Annotated in this window: 25 protein-coding genes; 16 read left to right on the top strand and 9 right to left on the bottom strand. The window is 63.8% G+C overall.

Annotated elements, in window-relative coordinates; all coding sequences use genetic code 11:
• Nucleotides 1-7: 7 nt before the first annotated feature.
• The 13 genes from nuoI (at nucleotide 8) to BCO18175_RS36930 (ending at nucleotide 11,510) form a co-directional block, all read left to right on the top strand.
• Entirely contained in the window at nucleotides 8-496 is a 489-nt protein-coding gene (nuoI, locus tag BCO18175_RS36990) for an NADH-quinone oxidoreductase subunit NuoI (protein WP_011352695.1), read from the top strand.
• 112 nt (nucleotides 497-608) lie between these two features.
• Nucleotides 609-1,259 (top strand): NADH-quinone oxidoreductase subunit J, encoded by a 651-nt coding sequence (locus BCO18175_RS36985; protein WP_011352694.1) that lies wholly within the window; start codon nucleotides 609-611, stop codon nucleotides 1,257-1,259.
• Between the two features lie 17 nt (nucleotides 1,260-1,276).
• Nucleotides 1,277-1,582, top strand: coding sequence for an NADH-quinone oxidoreductase subunit NuoK (nuoK, locus tag BCO18175_RS36980; protein ID WP_059233607.1), 306 nt, complete (start codon nucleotides 1,277-1,279; stop codon nucleotides 1,580-1,582).
• Nucleotides 1,583-1,599: 17 nt separating this feature from the next.
• A complete protein-coding gene (gene nuoL / locus BCO18175_RS36975; RefSeq protein WP_174915887.1) occupies nucleotides 1,600-3,654 on the top strand; it encodes an NADH-quinone oxidoreductase subunit L in 2,055 nt (684 codons plus the stop codon).
• Between the two features lie 16 nt (nucleotides 3,655-3,670).
• Nucleotides 3,671-5,161, top strand: a complete 1,491-nt coding sequence (locus tag BCO18175_RS36970; RefSeq protein ID WP_069248465.1) for an NADH-quinone oxidoreductase subunit M — start codon at nucleotides 3,671-3,673, stop codon at nucleotides 5,159-5,161.
• Nucleotides 5,162-5,197: 36 nt separating this feature from the next.
• Complete coding sequence (gene nuoN / locus BCO18175_RS36965) at nucleotides 5,198-6,652, top strand: NADH-quinone oxidoreductase subunit NuoN (RefSeq protein ID WP_174988645.1); 1,455 nt, start codon at nucleotides 5,198-5,200, stop codon at nucleotides 6,650-6,652.
• The gene (locus tag BCO18175_RS36960; RefSeq protein ID WP_043188818.1) at nucleotides 6,652-6,948 is read left to right on the top strand and encodes a DUF2818 family protein; all 297 of its coding nucleotides are present in this window, start codon (nucleotides 6,652-6,654) and stop codon (nucleotides 6,946-6,948) included. The genes nuoN and BCO18175_RS36960 overlap by 1 nt, the downstream gene beginning before the upstream one ends.
• Before the next feature lie 36 nt (nucleotides 6,949-6,984).
• Nucleotides 6,985-7,575 carry an NUDIX domain-containing protein gene (locus BCO18175_RS36955; RefSeq protein WP_174988521.1) on the top strand — a complete coding sequence of 197 codons (591 nt, stop codon included), beginning with the start codon at nucleotides 6,985-6,987 and terminating at the stop codon, nucleotides 7,573-7,575.
• Nucleotides 7,576-7,711: 136 nt separating this feature from the next.
• Nucleotides 7,712-8,134 (top strand): DUF1178 family protein, encoded by a 423-nt coding sequence (locus tag BCO18175_RS36950; RefSeq protein ID WP_122945890.1) that lies wholly within the window; start codon nucleotides 7,712-7,714, stop codon nucleotides 8,132-8,134.
• 54 nt (nucleotides 8,135-8,188) lie between these two features.
• Nucleotides 8,189-9,385, top strand: a complete 1,197-nt coding sequence (locus tag BCO18175_RS36945) for an acyl-CoA dehydrogenase family protein (protein ID WP_174988519.1) — start codon at nucleotides 8,189-8,191, stop codon at nucleotides 9,383-9,385.
• Nucleotides 9,386-9,404: 19 nt separating this feature from the next.
• Nucleotides 9,405-10,538, top strand: coding sequence for an acyl-CoA dehydrogenase family protein (locus tag BCO18175_RS36940; RefSeq protein ID WP_174988517.1), 1,134 nt, complete (start codon nucleotides 9,405-9,407; stop codon nucleotides 10,536-10,538).
• Nucleotides 10,539-10,575: 37 nt separating this feature from the next.
• Nucleotides 10,576-11,037: a MaoC family dehydratase gene (locus tag BCO18175_RS36935; protein WP_174988515.1), complete on the top strand. Its 462-nt coding sequence runs from the start codon at nucleotides 10,576-10,578 to the stop codon at nucleotides 11,035-11,037.
• A complete protein-coding gene (locus tag BCO18175_RS36930; protein WP_174988513.1) occupies nucleotides 11,034-11,510 on the top strand; it encodes a MaoC family dehydratase in 477 nt (158 codons plus the stop codon). The genes BCO18175_RS36935 and BCO18175_RS36930 overlap by 4 nt, the downstream gene beginning before the upstream one ends.
• A 47-nt stretch (nucleotides 11,511-11,557) precedes the next feature.
• On the opposite strand, the gene BCO18175_RS36925 is transcribed toward BCO18175_RS36930, so the two are convergent.
• The 3 genes from BCO18175_RS36925 to BCO18175_RS36915 form a co-directional block, all read right to left on the bottom strand.
• Nucleotides 11,558-12,250, bottom strand: a complete 693-nt coding sequence (locus BCO18175_RS36925) for a glutathione binding-like protein (protein WP_174988511.1) — start codon at nucleotides 12,248-12,250, stop codon at nucleotides 11,558-11,560.
• A 246-nt stretch (nucleotides 12,251-12,496) separates the two neighbouring features.
• On the bottom strand, nucleotides 12,497-13,288 hold the full coding sequence (locus BCO18175_RS36920) for an oxepin-CoA hydrolase, alternative type (RefSeq protein WP_174988509.1): 792 nt from the start codon (nucleotides 13,286-13,288) through the stop codon (nucleotides 12,497-12,499).
• The gene (locus tag BCO18175_RS36915; protein WP_174988507.1) at nucleotides 13,285-13,476 is read right to left on the bottom strand and encodes a hypothetical protein; all 192 of its coding nucleotides are present in this window, start codon (nucleotides 13,474-13,476) and stop codon (nucleotides 13,285-13,287) included. Before BCO18175_RS36915 ends, BCO18175_RS36920 begins: the two co-directional genes overlap by 4 nt.
• Nucleotides 13,477-13,490: 14 nt before the next feature.
• On the opposite strand from BCO18175_RS36915, the gene BCO18175_RS36910 reads away from it, so the two are divergent.
• Entirely contained in the window at nucleotides 13,491-14,147 is a 657-nt protein-coding gene (locus BCO18175_RS36910) for a glutathione S-transferase (RefSeq protein WP_174988505.1), read from the top strand.
• A gap of 42 nt (nucleotides 14,148-14,189) precedes the next feature.
• Here BCO18175_RS36910 and BCO18175_RS36905 read toward each other — a convergent pair whose 3' ends face one another.
• The gene (locus BCO18175_RS36905) at nucleotides 14,190-15,362 is read right to left on the bottom strand and encodes a pyridoxal phosphate-dependent aminotransferase (protein ID WP_174988503.1); all 1,173 of its coding nucleotides are present in this window, start codon (nucleotides 15,360-15,362) and stop codon (nucleotides 14,190-14,192) included.
• A 33-nt stretch (nucleotides 15,363-15,395) separates the two neighbouring features.
• A complete protein-coding gene (locus BCO18175_RS36900) occupies nucleotides 15,396-15,875 on the bottom strand; it encodes a putative toxin-antitoxin system toxin component, PIN family (RefSeq protein WP_166960603.1) in 480 nt (159 codons plus the stop codon).
• Between the two features lie 57 nt (nucleotides 15,876-15,932).
• Between BCO18175_RS36900 and yaaA the strand changes: the two genes are divergently transcribed.
• Nucleotides 15,933-16,715: a peroxide stress protein YaaA gene (gene yaaA / locus BCO18175_RS36895; protein ID WP_174988501.1), complete on the top strand. Its 783-nt coding sequence runs from the start codon at nucleotides 15,933-15,935 to the stop codon at nucleotides 16,713-16,715.
• A gap of 88 nt (nucleotides 16,716-16,803) precedes the next feature.
• On the top strand, nucleotides 16,804-17,958 hold the full coding sequence (locus BCO18175_RS36890; RefSeq protein WP_174988499.1) for a M14 family metallopeptidase: 1,155 nt from the start codon (nucleotides 16,804-16,806) through the stop codon (nucleotides 17,956-17,958).
• A gap of 83 nt (nucleotides 17,959-18,041) precedes the next feature.
• Here BCO18175_RS36890 and BCO18175_RS36885 read toward each other — a convergent pair whose 3' ends face one another.
• From BCO18175_RS36885 to BCO18175_RS36870, 4 genes are all read right to left on the bottom strand, one after another.
• A complete protein-coding gene (locus BCO18175_RS36885) occupies nucleotides 18,042-18,692 on the bottom strand; it encodes a BspC domain-containing protein (protein ID WP_174988643.1) in 651 nt (216 codons plus the stop codon).
• Nucleotides 18,693-18,831: 139 nt separating this feature from the next.
• Nucleotides 18,832-19,506, bottom strand: a complete 675-nt coding sequence (locus BCO18175_RS36880; RefSeq protein WP_174988497.1) for an energy-coupling factor ABC transporter permease — start codon at nucleotides 19,504-19,506, stop codon at nucleotides 18,832-18,834.
• A 75-nt stretch (nucleotides 19,507-19,581) separates the two neighbouring features.
• Nucleotides 19,582-20,418, bottom strand: a complete 837-nt coding sequence (locus BCO18175_RS36875) for a response regulator transcription factor (RefSeq protein WP_174988495.1) — start codon at nucleotides 20,416-20,418, stop codon at nucleotides 19,582-19,584.
• 210 nt (nucleotides 20,419-20,628) lie between these two features.
• Nucleotides 20,629-21,846 carry a DUF2863 family protein gene (locus tag BCO18175_RS36870; RefSeq protein WP_174988493.1) on the bottom strand — a complete coding sequence of 406 codons (1,218 nt, stop codon included), beginning with the start codon at nucleotides 21,844-21,846 and terminating at the stop codon, nucleotides 20,629-20,631.
• Nucleotides 21,847-22,048: the final 202 nt, after the last annotated feature.

Genomic DNA, 22,048 nt, shown 5'->3' with positions numbered 1-22,048 from the left:
CGAAATCATGAGCGCAATCCAACACTTCTTTAAGACCTTCTTCCTGACCGAGCTCCTGCAGGGGCTCGCGCTGACCGGCCGTTACACGTTCAAGCGCAAGGTCACCGTGCAGTTCCCGGAAGAAAAGACGCCGATTTCGCCGCGTTTCCGCGGGCTGCATGCGCTGCGCCGCTACGAAAACGGCGAAGAGCGCTGCATCGCGTGCAAGTTGTGCGAGGCCGTGTGCCCCGCGATGGCGATCACGATCGAATCGGAAACGCGCGCGGACAACACGCGCCGCACGACGCGCTACGACATCGACCTGACGAAGTGCATCTTCTGCGGTTTCTGCGAAGAGAGCTGCCCGGTCGATTCGATCGTCGAGACGCAGATTCTCGAGTACCACGGCGAAAAGCGCGGCGACCTGTATTTCACGAAGGAAATGCTGCTCGCGGTGGGCGATCGCTACGAGAAGGACATCGCCGCGGCGAAGGCTGCCGACGCGCCGTATCGTTGATTGTGTTTGCAGTGCCGGCCCGAAGCCAGGGCCGAGCCGCCGCGACGGGTGCGGCACGCGAGAGCGTCCCGCAAGCCGCGCCTGACTATGGCCTAACGATGAACCGGTAATCATGGAATTCACGACCGTACTGTTCTACATCTTCGCGCTGCTCCTGGTGGTATCAGGGCTGAAGGTGATCACTTCGCGCAACCCGGTGGCGTCTGCGCTTTTCCTTGTGCTGGCGTTCTTCAACGCCGCCGCGATCTGGATGCTGCTGGAAGCGGAGTTCCTCGCGATCCTGCTGGTGCTGGTCTACGTGGGCGCCGTGATGGTGCTGTTCCTGTTCGTCGTGATGATGCTGGACATCAACATCGACTACCTGCGCCGCGACTTCAAGCGCTTCGTCCCGATGGCGACCGTGGTCGGCGCGATCATCGTGATCGAAACCGCGCTGATCCTGTGGCGCGGCTACGGCGACACGCAGACGGTGCACGCGATGGCGACGGGCGAGATGGCCAACTGGTCGAACACGCGCCTGATCGGCAAGGTGATCTACACCGACTACATCTTCGCGTTCGAAATCGCCGGCCTCGTGCTGCTGGTCGCGATCATTGCCGCGATCGGGCTGACCGAGCGCAAGGGCAAGGACAGCAAGCGCCAGCGCGTGTCGGATCAGGTCAAGGTGCGCCGCAACGATCGCGTGCGCCTCGTGAAGATGGAAGCGGAAAAGCCGCAGCCGGAAGCGGCGCAGAGCGAAGCCGGTTCGGGCACCAACGGCTAAGCGGAGGAAAAGAAAACATGCTGACTCTTGCTCATTACCTCGTGCTCGGCGCGATCCTCTTTGCGATCGCGATCGTCGGGATTTTCCTGAACCGCCGCAACATCATCATCATCCTGATGTCGATCGAACTGATGCTGCTGGCGGTGAACACCAACTTCGTCGCGTTCTCGCATTACCTCGGCGATGTGCACGGCCAGATCTTCGTGTTCTTCGTACTGACCGTCGCCGCAGCGGAAGCCGCGATCGGTCTGGCGATTCTGGTGACCCTGTTCCGTAAGCTCGACACGATCAATGTCGAGGATCTCGATCAGCTCAAAGGTTAATTTCAGGCAACGCTGTTATGTCAACGACACTCAATGAAAACCTGCTGCTGGCGATTCCGCTCGCTCCGCTGGCCGGCTCGCTGATTGCGGGGCTGTTCGGGAACGCAGTCGGGCGCAAGGGCGCACACCGGATCACGATCCTCGGCGTAATGATCGCGTTCCTCCTGTCGGCGAAAGTCTTCTTCGACGTGATGGGCGGCGCTAGCTTCAACGCGACCGTCTATGAATGGATGAACGTCGGCTCGCTGAAGCTCGAAATCGGCTTCCTCGTCGATTCGCTGACCGCGATGATGATGGTCGTCGTGACCTTCGTCTCGCTGATGGTGCACGTGTACACGATCGGCTACATGGCGGAAGAAGACGGCTACCAGCGCTTCTTCTCGTACATCTCGCTGTTCACGTTCTCGATGCTGATGCTCGTGATGAGCAACAACTTCCTGCAGCTGTTCTTCGGCTGGGAAGCGGTGGGTCTGGTGTCGTACCTGCTGATCGGCTTCTACTTCACGCGTGAGAGCGCGATCTACGCGAACATGAAGGCGTTCCTCGTGAACCGCGTGGGCGACTTCGGCTTCCTGCTCGGCATCGGCCTGCTGCTCGCATTCGCCGGCTCGATGAACTACGGCGAAGTGTTCGCGAAGCGCGCAGAGCTTGCGAGCCTGCACTTCCCGGGCACCGACTGGGGCCTGCTGACCGTTGCCTGTATCTGCCTGTTCATCGGCGCGATGGGTAAGTCGGCACAGTTCCCGCTGCACGTGTGGCTGCCGGACTCGATGGAAGGCCCGACCCCGATCTCCGCGCTGATTCACGCGGCGACGATGGTGACCGCCGGCATCTTCATGGTGTCGCGCATGTCGCCGCTGTTCGAGCTGTCGGACACCGCGCTGTCGTTCATCACGGTGATCGGCGCGATCACGGCGCTCTTCATGGGCTTCCTCGGCATCGTCCAGAACGACATCAAGCGCGTGGTCGCGTATTCGACGCTGTCGCAGCTCGGCTACATGACCGTCGCGCTCGGCGTGTCCGCTTACCCGGTCGCCGTGTTCCACCTGATGACGCACGCGTTCTTCAAGGCACTGCTGTTCCTTGGCGCCGGCTCGGTCATCATGGGCATGCACCACGACCAGGACATGCGCAACATGGGAGGCCTGCGCAAGTACATGCCGATCACGTGGATCACGTCGCTCGTCGGTTCGCTCGCGCTGATCGGCACGCCGTTCTTTTCGGGCTTCTATTCGAAGGACTCGATCATCGACGCGGTGAAGCTGTCGCACCTGCCGGGTTCGGGCTTCGCGTACTTCGCGGTCGTCGCGAGCGTGTTCGTCACGGCGCTGTACTCGTTCCGCATGTATTTCCTGGTGTTCCACGGCGAAGAGCGCTTCCGCAAGCCGAAGCATCCGGAATCGCCGATGGGCATGGCGGCTGCGCACGGCCATGACGACCACGGCCATGGCCACGGTCATGACGACCACGCGCACGAACCGCACGAGACCCCGTGGGTCGTGTGGGTGCCGCTGGTCCTGCTGGCGATCCCGTCGGTCATCATCGGTGCGTTCGCGATCTCCCCGATGCTGTTCGGTGACTTCTTCCAGCACGGCGTTGCGTTCGACAAGGTGATCTTCATCGGCGAAAACCATCCGGCACTGGCCGAGATGGCCGAGGAGTTCCACGGCTGGGTGGGCATGGGCCTGCACTCGGTGTCGGGCCTGCCGGTCTGGCTCGCACTCGCCGGTGTCGTTGTCGCGTGGTTCCTGTACCTGAAGCGTCCGGAACTGCCGGCGTCGATCCGCCGCGCGTTCGGCCCGATCTACACGCTGCTGGACAACAAGTACTACATGGACAAGATCAACGAAGTGGTGTTCGCCCGTGGTTCGGTGGCGATCGGCCGCGGCCTGTGGAAGGAGGGTGACGTCGTGGTGATCGACGGCCTCGTCAACGGCAGCGCCCGGTTCATCGGCTGGTTCGCCGGCGTGATCCGCTTCCTCCAATCCGGTTACATCTATCACTACGCGTTCGCCATGATCATCGGCATGCTGGGGCTCCTGACCCTGTTTGTAACGCTCGGCGGCAAATAAGGCGGGGGACAACTTAATGCACGCTTTTCCGATTCTCAGTACCGCGATCTGGTTGCCGATCGTTTTCGGCCTCCTTGTGCTCGCGGTGGGTAACGACAAAAATCCGGGGACGGCCCGCTGGATCGCGCTGATCGGTTCGCTGCTCGGCCTGGCGGTCACGATCCCGCTGATCACGGGCTTCGACTCGAGCACGGCTGCGCTGCAGTTCGTCGAGAAATCGACCTGGATCGAACGCTTCGACATCGCGTATCACCTCGGCGTCGACGGCATCTCGATGTGGTTCGTCGTGCTGACCGCGCTGATCACGGTGATCGTCGTGATCGCCGCATGGGAAGTGATCACCGAGAACGTCGCACAGTACCTCGCGGCGTTCCTGATCCTGTCCGGGATCATGATCGGTGTGTTCTCGGCGGCCGACGGCCTGCTGTTCTACGTGTTCTTCGAAGCGACCCTGATCCCGATGTACATCATCATCGGCGTGTGGGGCGGCCCGAACCGCGTATATGCGGCATTCAAGTTCTTCCTGTACACGCTGGCCGGCTCGCTGCTGATGCTGGTCGCGCTGATCTACCTGTACACGGAAACGCACTCGTTCGACCTCGCGACGTGGCAGAACGCGAAGATCGCGATGACGCCGCAGATACTGCTGTTCATTGCCTTCTTCCTCGCATTCGCGGTGAAGGTGCCGATGTGGCCGGTCCACACCTGGCTGCCGGATGCGCACGTGGAAGCGCCGACGGGCGGCTCGGTCGTGCTGGCCGCGATCATGCTGAAGCTCGGCGCGTACGGTTTCCTGCGTTTCTCGTTGCCGATCACGCCTGACGCGAGCCACTTCCTGGCGCCCGTCGTGATCACGCTGTCGCTGATCGCGGTGATCTACATCGGCCTCGTCGCGATGGTGCAGTCCGACATGAAGAAGCTGGTCGCGTATTCGTCGATCGCGCACATGGGCTTCGTCACGCTCGGCTTCTTCATCTTCAACCAGCTCGGCGTCGAAGGCGCGATCATCCAGATGATCTCGCACGGCTTCGTGTCGGGCGCGATGTTCCTGTGCATCGGCGTGCTGTACGACCGCGTACACTCGCGCCAGATCGCCGATTACGGCGGCGTCGTGAACGTGATGCCGAAGTTCGCGGCATTCGCGATGCTGTTCTCGATGGCCAACTGCGGCCTGCCGGGTACGTCGGGTTTCGTCGGCGAGTTCATGGTGATTCTCGCGGCTGTCCAGTACAACTTCTGGATCGCTTTCGGCGCGGCATTCACGCTGATCCTCGGTGCTGCCTACACGCTGTGGATGTACAAGCGCGTGTACTTCGGCGCGGTCGCGAACGATCACGTTGCCAAGCTGAAGGACATCGGCCGTCGCGAATTCGTGATGCTGGCCGTGCTTGCCGCGTTCACGATGCTGATGGGCCTGTATCCGAAGCCCTTCACCGACGTGATGCACGTTTCCGTGGAAAACCTCCTCTCCCATGTCGCGCAGTCGAAGCTGCCGCTGGCCCAGTAATCGCGAGCGGAGGAACTCAAGATCATGAACGCTCCTATGAATGTCCTGTTGCCTGACGCGCTGGTGATGGCCGCCATCGTCGTCGCATGGCTGAACGACACCTTTACCGGTGCCTCCGGCCGCCGCCTGACCTATCTGATCGCGGTCGTATCGTCGGTCGTCGCCGGCGTGTGGTTCGCGGTGCAGGCGCTCGACCCGCAGCAGTACTACTTCTTCTCGAAGATGATCGTCGTCGACTCGTTCGCGAGCATGATGAAGGCGGTCGTGTCGTTCGGTTTCGCGGTCTCGCTCGTCTATTCGCGCAAGTACCTCGAAGATCGCGACATGTTCCGCGGCGACGTGTTCCTGCTCGGCATGTTCTCGCTGCTCGGGCAGCTGGTCATGGTGTCGGGCAACAACTTCCTGACGCTGTATCTCGGTCTGGAACTGATGTCGCTGTCGCTGTACGCGGTCATCGCGCTGCGTCGTGACGCCGCTCAGTCGAGCGAAGCCGCGATGAAGTACTACGTGCTGGGCGCGCTCGCGTCGGGCTTCGTGCTGTACGGCATCTCGATGCTGTACGGCGCGACCGGCTCGCTCGAGCTGGGCGAGGTGTACAAGGCGGTCGGCGGCAACACCGACGCAGCCGTGCTGATGTTCGGCGTGGTCTTCATCGTCGCCGGTATCGCGTTCAAGCTCGGCGCCGTGCCGTTCCACATGTGGGTGCCGGACGTCTACCAGGGCGCACCGACCGCGATGACGCTGTTCGTCGGCGGCGGCCCGAAGGTTGCCGCGTTCGCGTGGGGCCTGCGCTTCCTGGTGATGGGCCTGCTGCCGCTCGCACAGAATTGGCAGACCGCGCTCGTGATCCTCGCCGCGCTGTCGCTGATCGTCGGTAACATCACCGGTATCGTCCAGCGCAACATCAAGCGGATGCTCGCGTACTCGGCGATCTCGAACATGGGCTTCGTGCTGCTCGGCCTGCTCGCGGGCATCGTGAAGGGCGACGCAACGGCACCGGCGAACGCATACAGCTCGGCGATGTTCTACGCGATCGTCTACCTGATCACGACGCTCGGCTCGTTCGGTGTGGTGATGCTGCTCGCGCGCCGCGATTTCGAAGCCGAAACGATCGACGACTTCAAGGGCCTCAACAAGCGCAGCCCGGTGTTCGCGTTCGTGATGATGGTCATGATGTTCTCGCTGGCAGGTATTCCGCCGACCGTCGGCTTCTACGCGAAGCTCGCCGTGCTCGAGGCGACCGTCAACGCGGGCCTCACGTGGCTGGCCGTGCTGGCCGTGATCACGTCGCTGTTCGGCGCGTTCTACTACCTGCGCATCGTGAAGCTGATGTACTTCGATGCACCGCAGGATACGACGCCGATCTCGGGCGATTTCTGCAAGCGCACGATCCTCGTGCTGAACGGCCTGGCAGTCGTCGTGCTCGGCCTGATCCCGAGCCCGCTGCTGACGGCCTGCCTGCAGGCAATTCGTCACACGTTGCCGCTGTAATGTCGGCAGCCGGCTGGTTTATCGTGCTGTTGGCGCTCGTCTGCGCCAACCTGCCGTTCCTGAACCAACGCCTCTTCGCCGTCGTGCCGTTCGGCGCGACGAAGAAGAGCGGGTGGGTGCGGATCGGCGAGCTGATCGTGCTGTACTTCATCGTCGGCGCGCTCGGCTTCTGGCTCGAGTCGCGCGCCGGCAACCGCTTCGAACAGGGCTGGCAGTTCTACGCGATCACGTTCAGTCTTTTCGTCGTGTTCGCGTTTCCCGGCTTCACGTTCCAGTATCTCGTCAAACGACGCTGACGGCTTCGGCCGTCGCGCTCAATTTTGGAGCCGCCGATGGCCGAACTACCCAATCACGACGCCGCACTGACCGAAACCTGCCTCGAAAGCGAGGCGATCTTCGACGGCGCGTTCCTCAAGCTCAAGCGCGATACCGTCCGCCTACCGGACGGCAAATCGGCGCTGCGCGAATACGTCCAGCATCCGGGCGCGGTGATGGTGATCCCGCTGTTCGACGACGGCCGCGTGCTGATGGAAAGCCAGTTTCGCTACCCGATCGGCAAGGTGATGGCCGAATTCCCGGCCGGCAAGCTCGATCCGAACGAAGGCGCGCTCGCCTGCGCCGTGCGCGAACTGCGCGAGGAAACCGGCTACACCGCACGCGAATACGTGTTCCTGGCCCGCATTCACCCGATCATTTCCTATTCGACCGAATTCATCGACCTGTACCTCGCACGCGGGCTGACGGCCGGCGAGCGCAAGCTCGACGATGGCGAATTCCTCGAAACCTTCACCGCGACGCAAGCCGACCTGCAGGAATGGGTACGCACGGGCCAGATCTCCGACGTGAAGACGATCATCGGCACGATGTGGCTCGACAAGGTGCTGTCCGGCACGTGGCCGCTCGGGCCGGTACTGCCCCCCTGAGCGCGGCGTCAGCGATGGGTGGGGCGTCGCGTTACAATTCGGTGACGCGGCACCTCCGCGTCGCGCGATCGGTATTTAGCACGACCGTTCACAAAACCGCTTTTTGCGCTACACTCGTCACACGCCCTGATTCAGCATGAAGGTCCTCGATTTACAGTGCCCGCACGGTCATCGGTTCGAAGGCTGGTTCGCTTCCGCCGATGAATTCGAAGCGCAGTTGTCCCGCAAGCTGGTCGAATGTCCGGTGTGCGGAACGACCGAGGTCAACCGTCTGCCGTCGGCGCCGCGCCTGAACCTGTCGGGTGCGACGCAGGCGCAGCCGGCCGATCCGCGTGCGCTGCAGGCGCAGGTGATGCGCGCGCTGCGCGAGGTGCTGGAGAAGACCGAGAACGTGGGCGAGCGCTTCGCCGAGGAAGCGCGGCGCATCCATTACAACGAGGCGCCGGCACGCAGCATCCGTGGCGTCACGACGCCGGAGGATGTGCAATCCTTGGCCGAAGAAGGCATCGACGTGATGCCGCTACCGATTCCTGCCGCGCTGAAAGAACCGCTGCAATGACGCACGCAGTGGATCCTTGCCGAGCCGGACGGCCGCGGCGAGGAGACACTGCGCATGGATCTGGATTATTCCCCCTCGGACGACGCGTTCCGCGTCGACGTCCGCGCCTGGCTTGAGGCCAACCTGCCTCACGCACTGCGCGCCAAGGTACTCGATCACAAACGACTCGACCGCGAGGATTTCGCGAGCTGGCACCGGATTCTCGGCCAGCGCGGCTGGTCCGCGCCCGCCTGGCCGGTTGAATATGGCGGCCCGGGCTGGAACGCGACGCAACGGCACATCTGGGACGAGGAGTGCGCGCGAATCGGTGCGCCGACCGTGCTGCCGTTCGGCGTATCGATGGTCGCGCCGGTATTGATGAAATACGGCAGCGAAGCGCAGAAGCGTCATTATCTGCCGCGCATTCTAGACGGCTCGGACTGGTGGTGCCAGGGCTATTCGGAGCCGGGTTCGGGATCCGACCTCGCATCGTTGCGCACGCGCGCAGAGCGTCAGGGCGACCACTACGTCGTCAATGGCCAGAAGACCTGGACGACGCTCGGCCAGTACGCCGACATGATGTTCTGCCTCGTGCGCACCGATCCGGCCGCGAAGAAACAGGAGGGCATCTCGTTCCTGCTGATCGACATGAAGACGCCCGGCATCACGGTGCGCCCGATCGTCATGCTCGACGAGGACCACGAGGTCAACGAGGTGTTCTTCGAGGACGTGAAGGTGCCGGTCGAGAATCTCGTCGGCGACGAGAACCGCGGCTGGACCTACGCAAAATACCTGCTTGGCCATGAGCGCACCGGTATCGCGCGTGTCGGCGCGTCGAAGCGCGAGCTCGCGTTCCTGAAGCGGGTCGCGTCGAACCAGCGCAAGAACGGCAAGCCGTTGCTCGCCGATCCCGTGTTCGCCGCGAAGGTCGCGGCGCTCGAGGTCGAGCTGATGGCGCTCGAGGTGACGGTGCTGCGCGTCGTCAGCCGCGAGACGAGCGGGAAGGGGCCGGGCCCCGAGGCGTCGATGCTGAAGATCAAGGGTACGGAAGTGCAGCAGGCGCTCACCGAGCTGATGGTCGACGCGATCGGCCCGCTCGCCGCACCGTTCGACGTACCGTTCCTCGACGGGCAGCGCGAGCACAGCGTCGCGGGCGACGACGACGCGGCACCGCTTGCCGCGTACTACTTCAATTACCGGAAGACGTCGATCTACGGCGGTTCGAACGAGATCCAGAAGAACATCATCGCGCAGATGATTCTGGGGCTGTGATCAGGGAACGGAGACAACCATGGATTTCAGCTTTACCGATGAGCAACAGCAGTTCGCCGACGCGCTGCGCCGTTATCTCGGCGAGCAATACGGCTTCGACACACGCCAGGCAATCGTGCGCAGCGACGCGGGTGTGTCGGACACGCAATGGAGCGCATTCGCCGAACTGGGGTTGACCGCGCTGCCCGTGCCGGACGCACAGGGTGGCTTCGGCGGCGGCCCGGTCGACATGCTGGTCGTGATGCAGGAGCTAGGCCGTGCGCTCGTGATCGAGCCGTACTGGGCAACGGCGGTGGGCGTCGAGGCCTTGCGCATCGCCGGCTCCGGCGCCGGTGAGGATGCGGCGCTGCTGGAGGCGGTCGCGCAGGGGCAGAAGCGTGTGGCGGTCGCGTTCCACGAACCGCATGCGCGCTACGACCTGTTCGAACTCGACACGCATGCGCGCGAGCAGGGCGGCACGTACCAGCTGACCGGCACGAAGTCGGTCGTTCAGCATGGTGCACAGGCGGATGCGTGGATCGTGCCAGCGCGTGTCGACGGCGGCGGCATCGGTCTGTTCGTCGTCGAACGGGATGCCGCGAACGCGAAGGTGGTCGATTACCGGACGATCGACGGCCAGCGTGCCGCGACGATCGGGTTCAATGAAACGCCGGCGCGACTGCTGACGGGCGGTGCGCGCGACGCTGCAGCCCTCGAGCAGGTTGCCGATTACGCGACGTTCCTGCTGTGTGCGGAAGCGGTCGGTGCGCTCGACGAACTGAACCGCGCGACGGTCGAATATACGAAGACGCGCGAACAGTTCGGCGTGCCGATCGCGCGTTTCCAGGCGTTGCAGCACCGGATGGTCGACATGCTGATCCACGCGGAGCAGGCGCGTTCGCTGACCTACCTGGCAGCCGTACGCTACGCGAGCGGCGATGCCGATGCGCGGCGTAAGGCCGTGTCGGCCGCGAAAGCGCGTGTCGGCGCCGCCGCGCGCTTCGTCGGCCAGCAGGCCGTTCAGCTGCACGGCGGCATGGGCGTGACCAACGAGGTCGCCGCTGCACACCTGTTCAAGCGGCTGACCATCATCGAGACGACGCTCGGCGACACCGATCATCATCTTGCGCGCATCGCGGCGCTGCCCGATTTCGCGCAGGCCGACGCGGCATGACGGCGACGCGCAAGCGCGCCAGACAAGGAGACACCCAGTGGGCATCAGTTACGAAGACCTGGTGGTCGGCAGTACCACCGAAGTGGGCCGTTACACGTTCGAACCCGACGACATCAAGGCGTTCGCGCAACGCTATGACCCGCAGCCGTTCCATCTCGACGAAGAAGCGGGGAAGGCATCGCATTTCGGCGGGCTCGTCGCGAGCGGCTGGCATACGTGTTCGGTGTTCATGAGCCTGCTCATCAAGAAGCTCGGGTCGGACTCGACTAGCATGGGCTCGCCCGGTATCGATTCGATCCGCTGGCTCAAGCCGGTGCGCGCCGGCGACACGATCACGATGTATCAGAAGGTCCACGACAAGCGCGTGTCGGAGAGCAAGCCCGACCGCGGCATCGTGTCGACGGAATGGGTCGGCGTGAACAGTGCCGGCGAGACGGTGATCACCGTGCATAGCAAGGTGATCTTCGGGCTGCGTCATCCGGGAGGCACGCACGCATGACCGACGTGACCTTGCCGCTGATCGCATCGGCACAGGCGCTGCAGGCGCGTGTCGGTGCAGAGCCGCTCGCGAGCGGCTGGCTCGCGATCGACCAGCGCCGTGTCGATGGCTTTGCCGATGCGACCGGCGATCATCAATGGATTCACGTCGATCCCGAACGCGCGCAGCGCGAGTCGCCATTCGGCGGCCCGATCGCGCACGGGTTTCTGACGCTGTCGCTGATTCCTGCGTTGATGGCCGATGCGATGCGTTTCGAGCAGAAGATGGGCGTGAACTACGGACTGAACCGCGTGCGGTTCCTGAAGCCGGTGCCGGTCGGTGCGCGTGTGCGTGCGCTGTTTGCGGTAAAGGAAACCGCCGAGGCCGCGCGGGGCGGTGTGCAGGTGACGTGGTCGGTGACGATGCAGGTCGAGCGTCCCGATGCGCCGCTGTCTGTCTGCGCGGCGGAATTCATCACGCTGCATTACTTCTGAAGCGGGGCGCGGCATGCTCGGATGCGGCGCCGCCCGTCACATGCCCGTCAGTGCTTCGCGTATTGCGTCGCGCCGAACAGCACCTCGCGTGCCTTGTCGTCCTGCAGTGCCTTGCGCATCGATGCGAGCACTTCGACGCCGCGCTGCACGGCCGGTCGTGCGGCGATGGTGTCGTACCAGCGCTTCACGTTCGGCAATTCGTCGAGCACGATGCCCTGGTTTTGCCACGAGCGCGTCCACGGGAACGTCGCGATATCCGCGATCGTGTACGTATCGCCTGCGAGATATTCGGATTCGCCGAGACGCTTGTCCATCACGTTGTACAGGCGCTTCGCCTCGTTCGTGTAGCGGTTGACCGCATACTCGATCTTCTCCGGCGCATACAGGCGGAAGTGGTGCGCCTGCCCGAGCATCGGGCCGACACCGCCCATCTGGAACATCAGCCATTCGATCGTCGCATAGCGTGCGGCCGGATCGGTCGGCAGGAACTTGCCGGTCTTTTCCGCGAGGTAGATCAGGATCGCGCCCGATTCGAACAGCGAGATCGGCTGGCCGCCGGGGCCTTCCGGATCGACGATCGCGGGGATCTTGTTGTTCGGGCTGATCTGCAGGAATTCCGGCTTGAACTGGTCGCCTGCGCCGATATCGACCGGATGGACACGATAGGCGAGGCCCGTTTCCTCGAGCATGATGTGCACCTTGTGGCCGTTCGGGGTCGCCCAGCTATAGACGTCGATCATCGTGAACTCCTGTGTTGCATGCGCGGAAACGGCGCCGGCAGCGCCGCGACAGGCGGTCATTAGAGCATGGATCGATGAGAGTTGCTGGCGACGGAAATGTGCGTGCCGATGCGTGTGCGCGCATGTTGAGCGACATGGCGACGGGGGCGATCGCGTGTCGTCCCGAGTCGTCGAGAAGGGGGCGTCGCCGTGCCGCATCGGGTCGATGCGGTGGCGACGCGTCAATTCGAAAGCCCGCGCGACGGTTCAGCGCTTGTAGCGGGGCTGGCGTTTCTCGAGAAATGCGGTGATGCCTTCGAGCCCGTCCGCATGATGCAGCGACGCGACGAAATGATCGCGCTCGGTCTCGAGATGCGCGTCGAGCGGTTGCATCGTTGCGTCGTCGAGCAGCGACTTGATGCGCGCGAGCGCATTCGGCGAGATGCCGGCGAGCGCATCGGCCCATGCCAGCGCGTCGGTCAGTGCCGCGCCCGGCACGGCGAGCCGGTTGACGACGCCGAGCGTGTGCAGACGTTCGGCTGCGACGGGTTTGCCTTCGAACAGGATTTCGGCCGCGATCGCACGCGGCAGCGCGCGCGCGATGAACCACGAACCGCCTCCGTCGGGCGTCAGGCCGACACGCGCGTACGACATCACGAACTTCGCATCGTGCGCGGCGACGATCAGGTCGCACGCGAGCGCGAGCGAGAAACCCGCACCGGCCGCGGCGCCTTCGACCGCCGCGATCACGGGCTTCGTCGAAGCGTGGATCGCCGTCACCCATGCGGCGAGCTGATCGATGCTGTCGGCCTGGTAGGACGGATCCTTCGAGCGGTTGTCGAGCAACCGGTTCAGGTTGCCGCCTGCGCAGAAGAAGCGATCGGCGCCGGTGAGCACGACTGCGCGAATCCCGGGATCGCGTTCTGCGGTGGCGAGCGCTTCGATGCCGGCCGCGTACATGTCGGGATGCAGCGCGTTGCGTGCGCCAGGATTGGATAGCGTGAGGACGAGCGTCGAATCGCTCTCGGGCGGCCGCGAGGCCAGCAGTTCAGCACTCATGCGAGCGTGTCTCCATCGGATGGCGGGGCTGCGGCGGCGAGCGCATCGCGTGCGCGGATGCGGCCGATGTCGTAGCGGATGTATTGTTGTCGTGACGAACGCAAAACTTGCTTTAGACTAGCACGAACGTGCTTTTCAGCGCGATGAATCCCGATGCGGCCGGCGTCGATGCGGCCGCGCTTCAGCAAGGAAGGAGACTCCGATGCTACAGCTGTGCGGTATTCCGTTGTCCAACTATTACAACAAGGTGAAGTTCGTCCTGCTCGAGCACGACATTCCGTTCGAGGAGTCGGTATGCGGTTTGCCGATCAGCGATCCGGCGCAGCTCGTCGATTCGCCGCTCGGCAAGATTCCGTTTCTGAAGACCGAAGAAGGCGCGCTGTTCGAGTCGCAGGTGATCATCGAGTACCTGGCCGCGCGCTATCCCGAGAAAGGCATTTTTCCGGCCAGCCCGTTTGCAGGCGCGAAGGTGCGCGAACTGATCGAGACGCTCGAGCTGTATCTCGAATGGATGGCACGCGAGGTCTATACCGAAGCGTTTTTCGGCGGCAAGGTCAGCGACGGGATGAAGGCGCACGTCGAGAAGCGCCTGCCGCGCGCGATCGAGGCGTTCAAGCAGATGACGCAGTTTTCGCCGTATGTGCTCGGCGAATCGTTCAGCCTCGCGGACATCGCCGCGTGGGTCCATCTACCGGTTATCGGCATGGCGACGAAGGCCATATTCGGACGCGATTTCCTGCTCGACGCAGGCATCGACTGGAAGGCGCACGCGAAGAAGGTGGGCGAGCGCCCCGCCGCGCAGCGCGTGGCGGCCGAGCGCAAGGCGTATATCGACGCGACGAGCGTCGCGCGATCGTAAGCGCGGTTCCCGGCGGGCGGCGTGCGGCCGCCCGTGCGGGCCTTACAGGCGGGCGAGCCGTTCGAGCGCGGACGCGAGCGTGCTTTCCTGCTTCGCGAAGCAGAACCGGACGACGCCCGATTCGTGCGGCTCGTGATAGAACGCCGACACCGGAATGGCGGCCACGCCGATCTCCGACGTGAGCCACTTCGAGAACTCTGCTTCCGGCAGGTCGCTGATCGCCGAATAATCGACGCACTGGAAGTACGTGCCGGTGCAGGGCAGCAGCTTGAAGCGCGTGCGCTCGAGGCCGGCCCGGAAGAAGTCACGCTTCTTCTGGTAGAAGTCGGCAAGCGTCAGGTACGGCGCCGGGTCGCGCAGGTAGTCGGCGAGCCCGATCTGCATCGGTGTGTTCACCGTGAACACGTTGAACTGGTGGACCTTGCGGAATTCCGCGGTCAGTGCGGCAGGCGCCGCGACATAGCCGACCTTCCAGCCCGTCACGTGATAGGTCTTGCCGAAGCTCGACACGATGAAGCTGCGCGCGGCGAGTTCCGGGTAGCGCGCGACGCTCTCGTGGCGCGCGCCGTCATAGACCATGTGCTCGTAGACCTCGTCGGACAGGATCAGTACGTTGGTGCCGCGCACGATCTCCTCGAGCTTGCGCATGTCCGCCTCGCGCCACACGGTACCCGTCGGGTTATGCGGCGTGTTGATCAGGATCATGCGCGTTTTCGGCGTGATGGCGGCTGCCAGACGGTCGAACGGAATCGCGTAGTCGGGCGCTTCCAGCGTGACGAACACGGGCTTGCCGCCCGCGAGTTCGATCGACGGCAGGTAGCTGTCATAGGTCGGTTCGACGACGATCACTTCATCACCCGGATGCACCGTGCACATGATCGCGGTCAGCAACGCCTGCGTCGCGCCGGCCGTCACGGTGATTTCGGTCGCCGGATCGTAGCGCCGGCCATAGACCTGCGCGATCTTGTCCGCGATCGCGTCGCGCAGCGGCGCGACACCGGCCATCGGCGGATACTGGTTGTGTCCGTTGCGCATCGCGCCGGCAACCGCATCGACGATGCGCGGATCGCAGTCGAAATCCGGAAAGCCCTGGCCGAGGTTCACCGCGCCTTTTTCTGCGGCAAGCGCGCTCATGACCGTGAAGATCGTCGTGCCGACGTTCGGCAGGCGCGAGGGGAAAACGGGAGTCGTTGGCATGTCTGAAGGAGCGTTCATCGATACGGTCGAAATCGGGTGGTGGTGCGTGCGTCAGGCCGGCGTGGCGTCGAGCGCGCAAGCCTCGGCAAAGGGCGCGGGCTGCGCGATCCTGAAGCCGAAGTCGCGTGCGGTGCGCTTCGCGAGCTTCAGCAGCGCGCGGTCTTTCGACACGAGCCACTCGGCCTGGGCGGCGCGGGCGAGTTCAAGAAACTTCTGGTCGTCGCGGTCCTTGCACTTCGGCAGCGGCGGCGCGTCGGCGTCGACGGCCGGCGGCTCCACGAGGCTCGCCAGACGGGCGACGGTCGCGAGCGCAGCCGCCTTGTCGACAGCGCGTGCCTGGAACTGCGGATAATCGAGCACATACTCGAGTTCGGTCAGGCAGCGGCCGTCGATCACGGCGGCAAGCGTGCCGCGTTCGAGCGCGGCACGGATCGGGCGCGTAGCAGGGTCGTCGAATACGAGGATGTCGATCCAGACGTTCGAGTCGAGCACGACGCGATGCGCGGCGTGTGGGGCGAGAGAGCGGGTCATTCGTTACAATCGGTGGTTTTCGTCTGACCGCAAGGCACGGCGTGCCAGCGAGCCTCTATGATAATCGTTCTCTCTCCAGCCAAATCCCTCGACTACGATACGCCCGCGCACGTCCAGTCTTACACGAAGCCTGCATTCGTCGACGACGCGTCGGAATTGATCGACGGCCTGCGCAAGCTGTCGCCGCAGGACATCGCGACGCTGATGGATATCTCCGATCCGCTCGCGCGCCTGAATTTCCAGCGTTACGCCGACTGGTCGACGACCTTTACGCCGTTGAACGCGAAACAGGCCGTGCTCGCGTTCAACGGCGACGTATATGAAGGATTCGACGCCAAATCGCTGTCGTCCGCCGATCTCGACTATGCGCAGCAGCACGTGCGCGTGCTGTCGGGCCTGTACGGGCTGTTGCGTCCGCTCGACCTGCTGCAGCCGTACCGGCTCGAGATGGGTACGCGTTTCGCGAACGCGCGCGGCAAGGATCTGTACGCGTTCTGGGGCGACCGCATCACGCGGGCGCTGAACGAACAGCTCGAAACGCGCAGCGGCGCGGCGCGCGTGCTGGTCAACTGTGCATCGACCGAATACTTCAAGTCGGTCAAGCCGAAACTCCTGGCCGCGCCCGTCATCACGCCGGTGTTCGAGGACTGGAAGGGCGGCCGTTACAAGATCATCAGTTTCCATGCGAAGCGTGCGCGCGGCCTGATGGCGCGCTTTATTGTCGAGAACCGTATTACCGACCCGAAGGCGCTGAAGGATTTCGCGACGGAAGGCTATGCGTTCGATGCGGCTGCGTCGAATGATTCGAATTACGTATATCGCCGGCGAGTCGGCGAGTGACCCTGCCGGCCGTTCACGAGACGGCCGGCGCATGCATGAGGCCGGGCAAGCGCTACACCGCCTGTTCCGGTCGCCCAAGGAGAGACAGATGGCCCTTTCGATCACCAGCAATTTCGACGCAGGCGCAATCGACGTCGTGTCGTGCGACAGTCCCGATGCGATTCGGCTGCGCGTGCGTGGCGACAATCGCTCGGAATTCGCGCAATGGTTTTACTACCGCTTGACCGGCGCGCGCGGCGAGCGCTGCGTGATGACGTTTGAGAATGCTGCCGAATGCGCGTATCCGTCGGGCTGGCGCAATTACAGCGCGGTGGCGAGCTATGACCGGGTCGACTGGTTCCGCGTGCCGACGACGTTCGACGGCAAGACAATGACCATCGACCATACGCCGGAATTCGACAGCATCTACTACGCGTATTTCGAACCGTACTCGGAAGAGCGTCACGCGGCATTTCTCGGTGCTGTCCAGCAGTTGCCGCAGGCGAGCGTCGCCGAACTCGGCCGCACGGTCGAAGGCCGTCCGATGTCGCTGCTGACGCTCGGCACGCCGGAAACCGACGGCACGCCGAAGAAGAAGGTGTGGATCATCGCGCGCCAGCATCCCGGCGAGTCGATGGCCGAGTGGTTCGTCGAAGGGCTCGTCAAGCGGCTGGCCGGATGGGGTGATTGGGCCGGCGATCCGGTCGCGCGCAAGCTGTACGATCGCGTGACGTTCCACATCGTCCCGAACATGAACCCGGACGGCAGCGTGCATGGCAACCTGCGCACCAATGCGGCGGGCGCGAACCTGAACCGCGAGTGGATGGCGCCCGATGCCGAGCGCAGCCCCGAGGTGCTGGCCGTGCGCGACGCGATCCATGCGATCGGCTGCGACATGTTCTTCGACATTCACGGCGACGAGGATCTGCCGTACGTGTTCGTTGCCGGTTCGGAGATGCTGCCGAGCTTTACCGAGCAGCAGGGCAAGGAGCAGACCGCGTTCATCGAAGCGTTCAAGGTCGCGAGCCCCGACTTCCAGACCGAGCACGGCTATGCGGCCAGCAAGTACAAGGAGGACGCGCTCAAGCTCGCGTCGAAGTACATCGGTCACCAGTTCGGCTGCCTGTCGCTGACGCTCGAGATGCCGTTCAAGGACAACGCGAACCTGCCCGACGAGCGAGTCGGCTGGAATGGCGAGCGAAGCGCGGCGCTCGGCGCGGCGATGCTGGCGGCGATCCTCGCGCACGTCGACACGTTCGCGTAAGCGTAGCGTCACTCCATGAAAAAAGCCGGGGCATCCTGAGATGCCCCGGCTTTTTTTGCTTCTGTCGATATCGATTCGTCGTATCAGGACTTCTTCGCGGTTTTCTTCTTCACGACCTTCTTCTGGCCGCTCGACTTTTTCGTTGCGACGGCCTTCTTGCTGCCGGTGCGGCTCGATGCCTTTGCCTTGCCTCGGTGCGTCTTGCCCTTGAATTTCTTCGTCGAGGAAGAGGAGCGCTCGACGCGCGGCTTCAGCGGCGGAACCGGGTCGTTCCAGCTGAACGCGAGCATTTGCTGACCGACGTAGCCGCATCGGAATTTCAGCGGTGTCGGGTCGCTGCCGTCGCTGTGGATGCCGAGGCCGTCGACGGTGACGATATTGTCGACCTTTACGCGCTGCTTGCCCTGGTCGAACGAGTCGTTCCATGGCGTGATCGTCGCGTTGCCGCTGTCGAATGCGTTCGGCGCGAAGTCGACGCGGTCGAAGGCAGACGACGTGCTGGCGATGAAGCTGCCGTGCGCTGCACAATCGGCGGCAAGCGGATCGGCATGCATTTCATTGACGAATTTGTTGATCAGTTCGGAGCGCTGGTCGAGCAGGTCGGCGAATGCCGGTGTCGGAAGCGCAAGCGACAGGCCCGCAATACAGGCTGCCAGCTTGCCGAGCGCCCGGAAAATCCGGAGCGACGCAGGAGAGCTGTCCATCTGGTTATTGGTGAGGAGCGAATGAGACATCGGGCACGTATAGATGCCCGATGAAGAACCGGAGTTCAATCTTAGCGTAAAAAAGTTGTGCGGCAGTAGATGTCGCATTCTGCCGCACTGCGTGAGGGGCTGCCGGCACGTGATGACGGTGCCGCCGCCAGAGGGCAATTCAGGCGCGCGGGCCGCCGAGGCGATAGCGCCGGACGTCGAAGGTCGTGACCCATGCGGGGCGATAGACGGCGATGAGCGCCGTCGCCATGCCGGTGAACCATGCTTCGCCGAGTGCAAGCAGCGCGGTGTTCAGCAGGTAGCCGGCCGGAATCACGACGGGCACGCCATCCGCGAGCGCGAGCTGGACCCCGGCCGCGGCGGCGGCGACCGCGACGATCGCGATGGCCGGCGACAGGAATCCCTGACCGGTGATGAACGACGCGAGGTTGTGCGGCAACCATGCGAGCGCGGCGCGTTGCAGCAATGCCGATACGGCGACCGGCAGCGCGCCGTAGATCAGATAGGTCAGGCCAATGCCCTGCCAGGGCGCGTCGAAGATGATCGCGGCGACCGCCGTGACGGCGCCCATCGCGATCAGTGCGAGTGTCCAGTCGAACAGTGTGACGAGCAGCGTCGCGCCAAGCAGATGCATGACGATGCCATCTTCGAGCCACGCATTCGAGGCCCAGAGAACCGCAATGGCGGTGACGAGCGCGAGCCACACGTGCTGGAGCGTGGCGTCCTGCAGGCGCACGAAGGGACGATTCCAGATCGCGAGCGCGAGCAGGCCCACGGCGGCGATCCAGCCACCGATGCCAACCCAGAGCGGAAGCGGTGTGAAGAGAAAACCCATGCGTCCATATTACTCGTTGAGCATCAAAGGTGGGAATCCGCACACGCCGACCGTCGCAATATCGAGACTGTTTGCCTAGCGTTCGCGCCGGAACCGCGCTGGCGGCTCGGCGGCTATCGGCAGGTCCTGAGCGCCGTCGATCGAGGCCGGCAACGGGTACGGGCGGTCGTTCCGTTGCGCACGCAGCGGAACCGGGCCGTGTTCGCCGATGGGCGGCTTGCGCGCGCGACTGCGGTTCGCCAGCAGCACCTCGAGGTGGGGCGACAGCCAGCCGTTGTAGATCGCGACCGCGGCGGCGCGGTTGGCGGCACCGAGCTGCTGGAAGATGCTGGCGAGGTGGATCTTGACGGTGCCTTCGCTGATGCCGAGGGTACGGGCGATCATCTTGTTGGTACTGCCCATGTGGACGAAGCGCATGATCTGCGCTTGCCGCGGCGACAAGAGGCCGCTCGGCGGCCGGCGAGGAAGCGACCCGGCAAGTGTCTGGAAATGGGCATCGTAGCGCGCCGCAGCCGTGGAAGGCAGCAGGCGGAGCGCGATCGGCGGGATGTAGTGCCCGCCCAGCAGCACGATCTCGAGCGCACGCACGATCAGGTGCGGCCGCGTGGAATTCGGGATCACGCCGGCGACGCCGTAGTTGAAGAAGCGCTGAATGGCTTCCGGAGATGTTTCGTCGACCAGGACGGCGACGGGTGTCGGCGAGCACGCGCTGCAGAGCGCCTGAAGTTCGCTGAGCCGGCCGACGTCGAGCCAGTCGATCGCGACGAGGTCGAAACGCTGGTTGCGCAGCAGCCTGCGCGCGTGAAAACTGTCGGGCGCATCGTTGATGCCGGCGTGACGGTCGATCTGTCGCAACAGGGCCTTCAGTCCGTCACGCCGCTCGGCGTCTGAATTGAGCATCAGGAACCGCATATTCAACCTCCGTAATGTGAGCCATTGATCTGCCGTCTGGCATGCCTTGGGTCTGATGATGACAAAGACCTTACACGATGTCTGCTTGGCTGAAAGGCTTAGGAAAAGTATGAAATTTCGGGCGGCGGGATGGCGGACAAGAAAAAAGCCGCTCCGGCGGGAACCGTGAGCGGCTTTGGACGGGCAGGCGGTCAGGGCCTGTTGTACGGGTCAGTGGAAGTGCGGCTGGGCAGGTGACGCGTCTTCCGGCATTTCCGCGTGGACGATTTCACCGAGCGGATCCGCGTAGAGCGGCACGCCGCAGTCATCGCAATATTCGGGTTCGAATCGGCCCGCGTGCCGCCGGACGTCGGTTACGCCGCATTCCTTCAGCAGGCTCACGATTTCCTCGACCGGACCTTCGATCGGTGCCTCGCCCTCGAGCGTCGCGCTGTCGATCGACACGTCGCCGTTTTCACGGCCGTAGAGCGGCCACACGACGCCGTAGATTACGTCGTTGCTGGCACGCCGCGTGAAGCCGACACGGTACTCGTCGATACGACGTTCGCCGAAGCCGGCGACCACTGCGCGCAGCTCTTGCGGTGCTGCACCAAGTGTGTCGAAAAGATAACGAATGGCCGTTCTCACCGTGTGCGGACGCACGCGTTCGTCTGCATCCCGGCAGGCCGAATAGTACGCGTCCGGAAGCAGGCATTCGAACTCGCAGCCGGGCAGGGCGATCGACAGGTTCGGGCCGCCCTGGGCCGTCCATTGCTCGAGGCACTGGCCACGTTCGATCCGGCTGCCGCTTTCTTCTTCCTGCCAGCGGAATAGCGGTGCGCCGGTGGGCGCGGCGACGACGGCGAGCAGGAAGCGCGGGTCGGCCAGGATCGGCGAGGTTTCGGGCAGGTCGCCGAAGCTGAGCTTGGGCGTGTGCTGGCTGATCGCCGCGTGTGCGAGCTGCTGGGCCAGCCGGTATGTCTCGACGTGGTGTCGCGGCAACTGGTCGATGCTGTAGAGGAACGGAGCAAGCCCGACCAGGGTGCCGGTCGCAAGGACGTGAGCCTGCAGGTGCGTTCGCAGCGCGTCGGCAACGTCACCCTTGAGCGGGCCTGACGGAATCATGTAGCGCGTCCAGGCGAGAACCGGGACGGCGACCAGCAGTGCATCGAACGGTTGGCCGTCGTGCTCGATCACCATTGACTCGCTGTGCGTCTCGGCCATGTCGGCGAGCGCGCCGTAGGCGTCGGGATGATTCTGCTGAAGATGATCAAGCGCAGCGTCGAGCGTGGTCTGGTTGCCGTTGCGGACAATCTTGGCGAGCAGCGCGTCGAGCTTCGCTTCCCAGAAGCGATCCTCGATGCGGCTGCCCGACGCGAAGAGCGCAAGCGACAGACCGACCAGTTTGTCGGCATCGGGGGGGAGGCGTTTGGCGATTCGCTGGCGCATATTAAAGACGTATATAGAAAGAGGCGAAGAACCTCACATTCTAGTCCGTTCTTTGCACCATAAGCGGTCTCGTGCCGATGCATGGCTGGCCGGTCGAATTGCAGCTTTTGTAAAAAAGTTGCTTCAAACCCCTTGCGCAGATCGAAGAGCCTGCCTACAATCACGCCTCTTTCGCGCTAACGGAAACGCGGCGCGGAAGGGG

The organism is Burkholderia lata, from assembly GCF_902499335.1.
Taxonomy (GTDB): domain Bacteria; phylum Pseudomonadota; class Gammaproteobacteria; order Burkholderiales; family Burkholderiaceae; genus Burkholderia; species Burkholderia lata_B.
The sequence above is the reverse complement of the archived record's forward strand: the minus strand, read 5'-3'. Positions and strand labels throughout refer to the sequence as shown.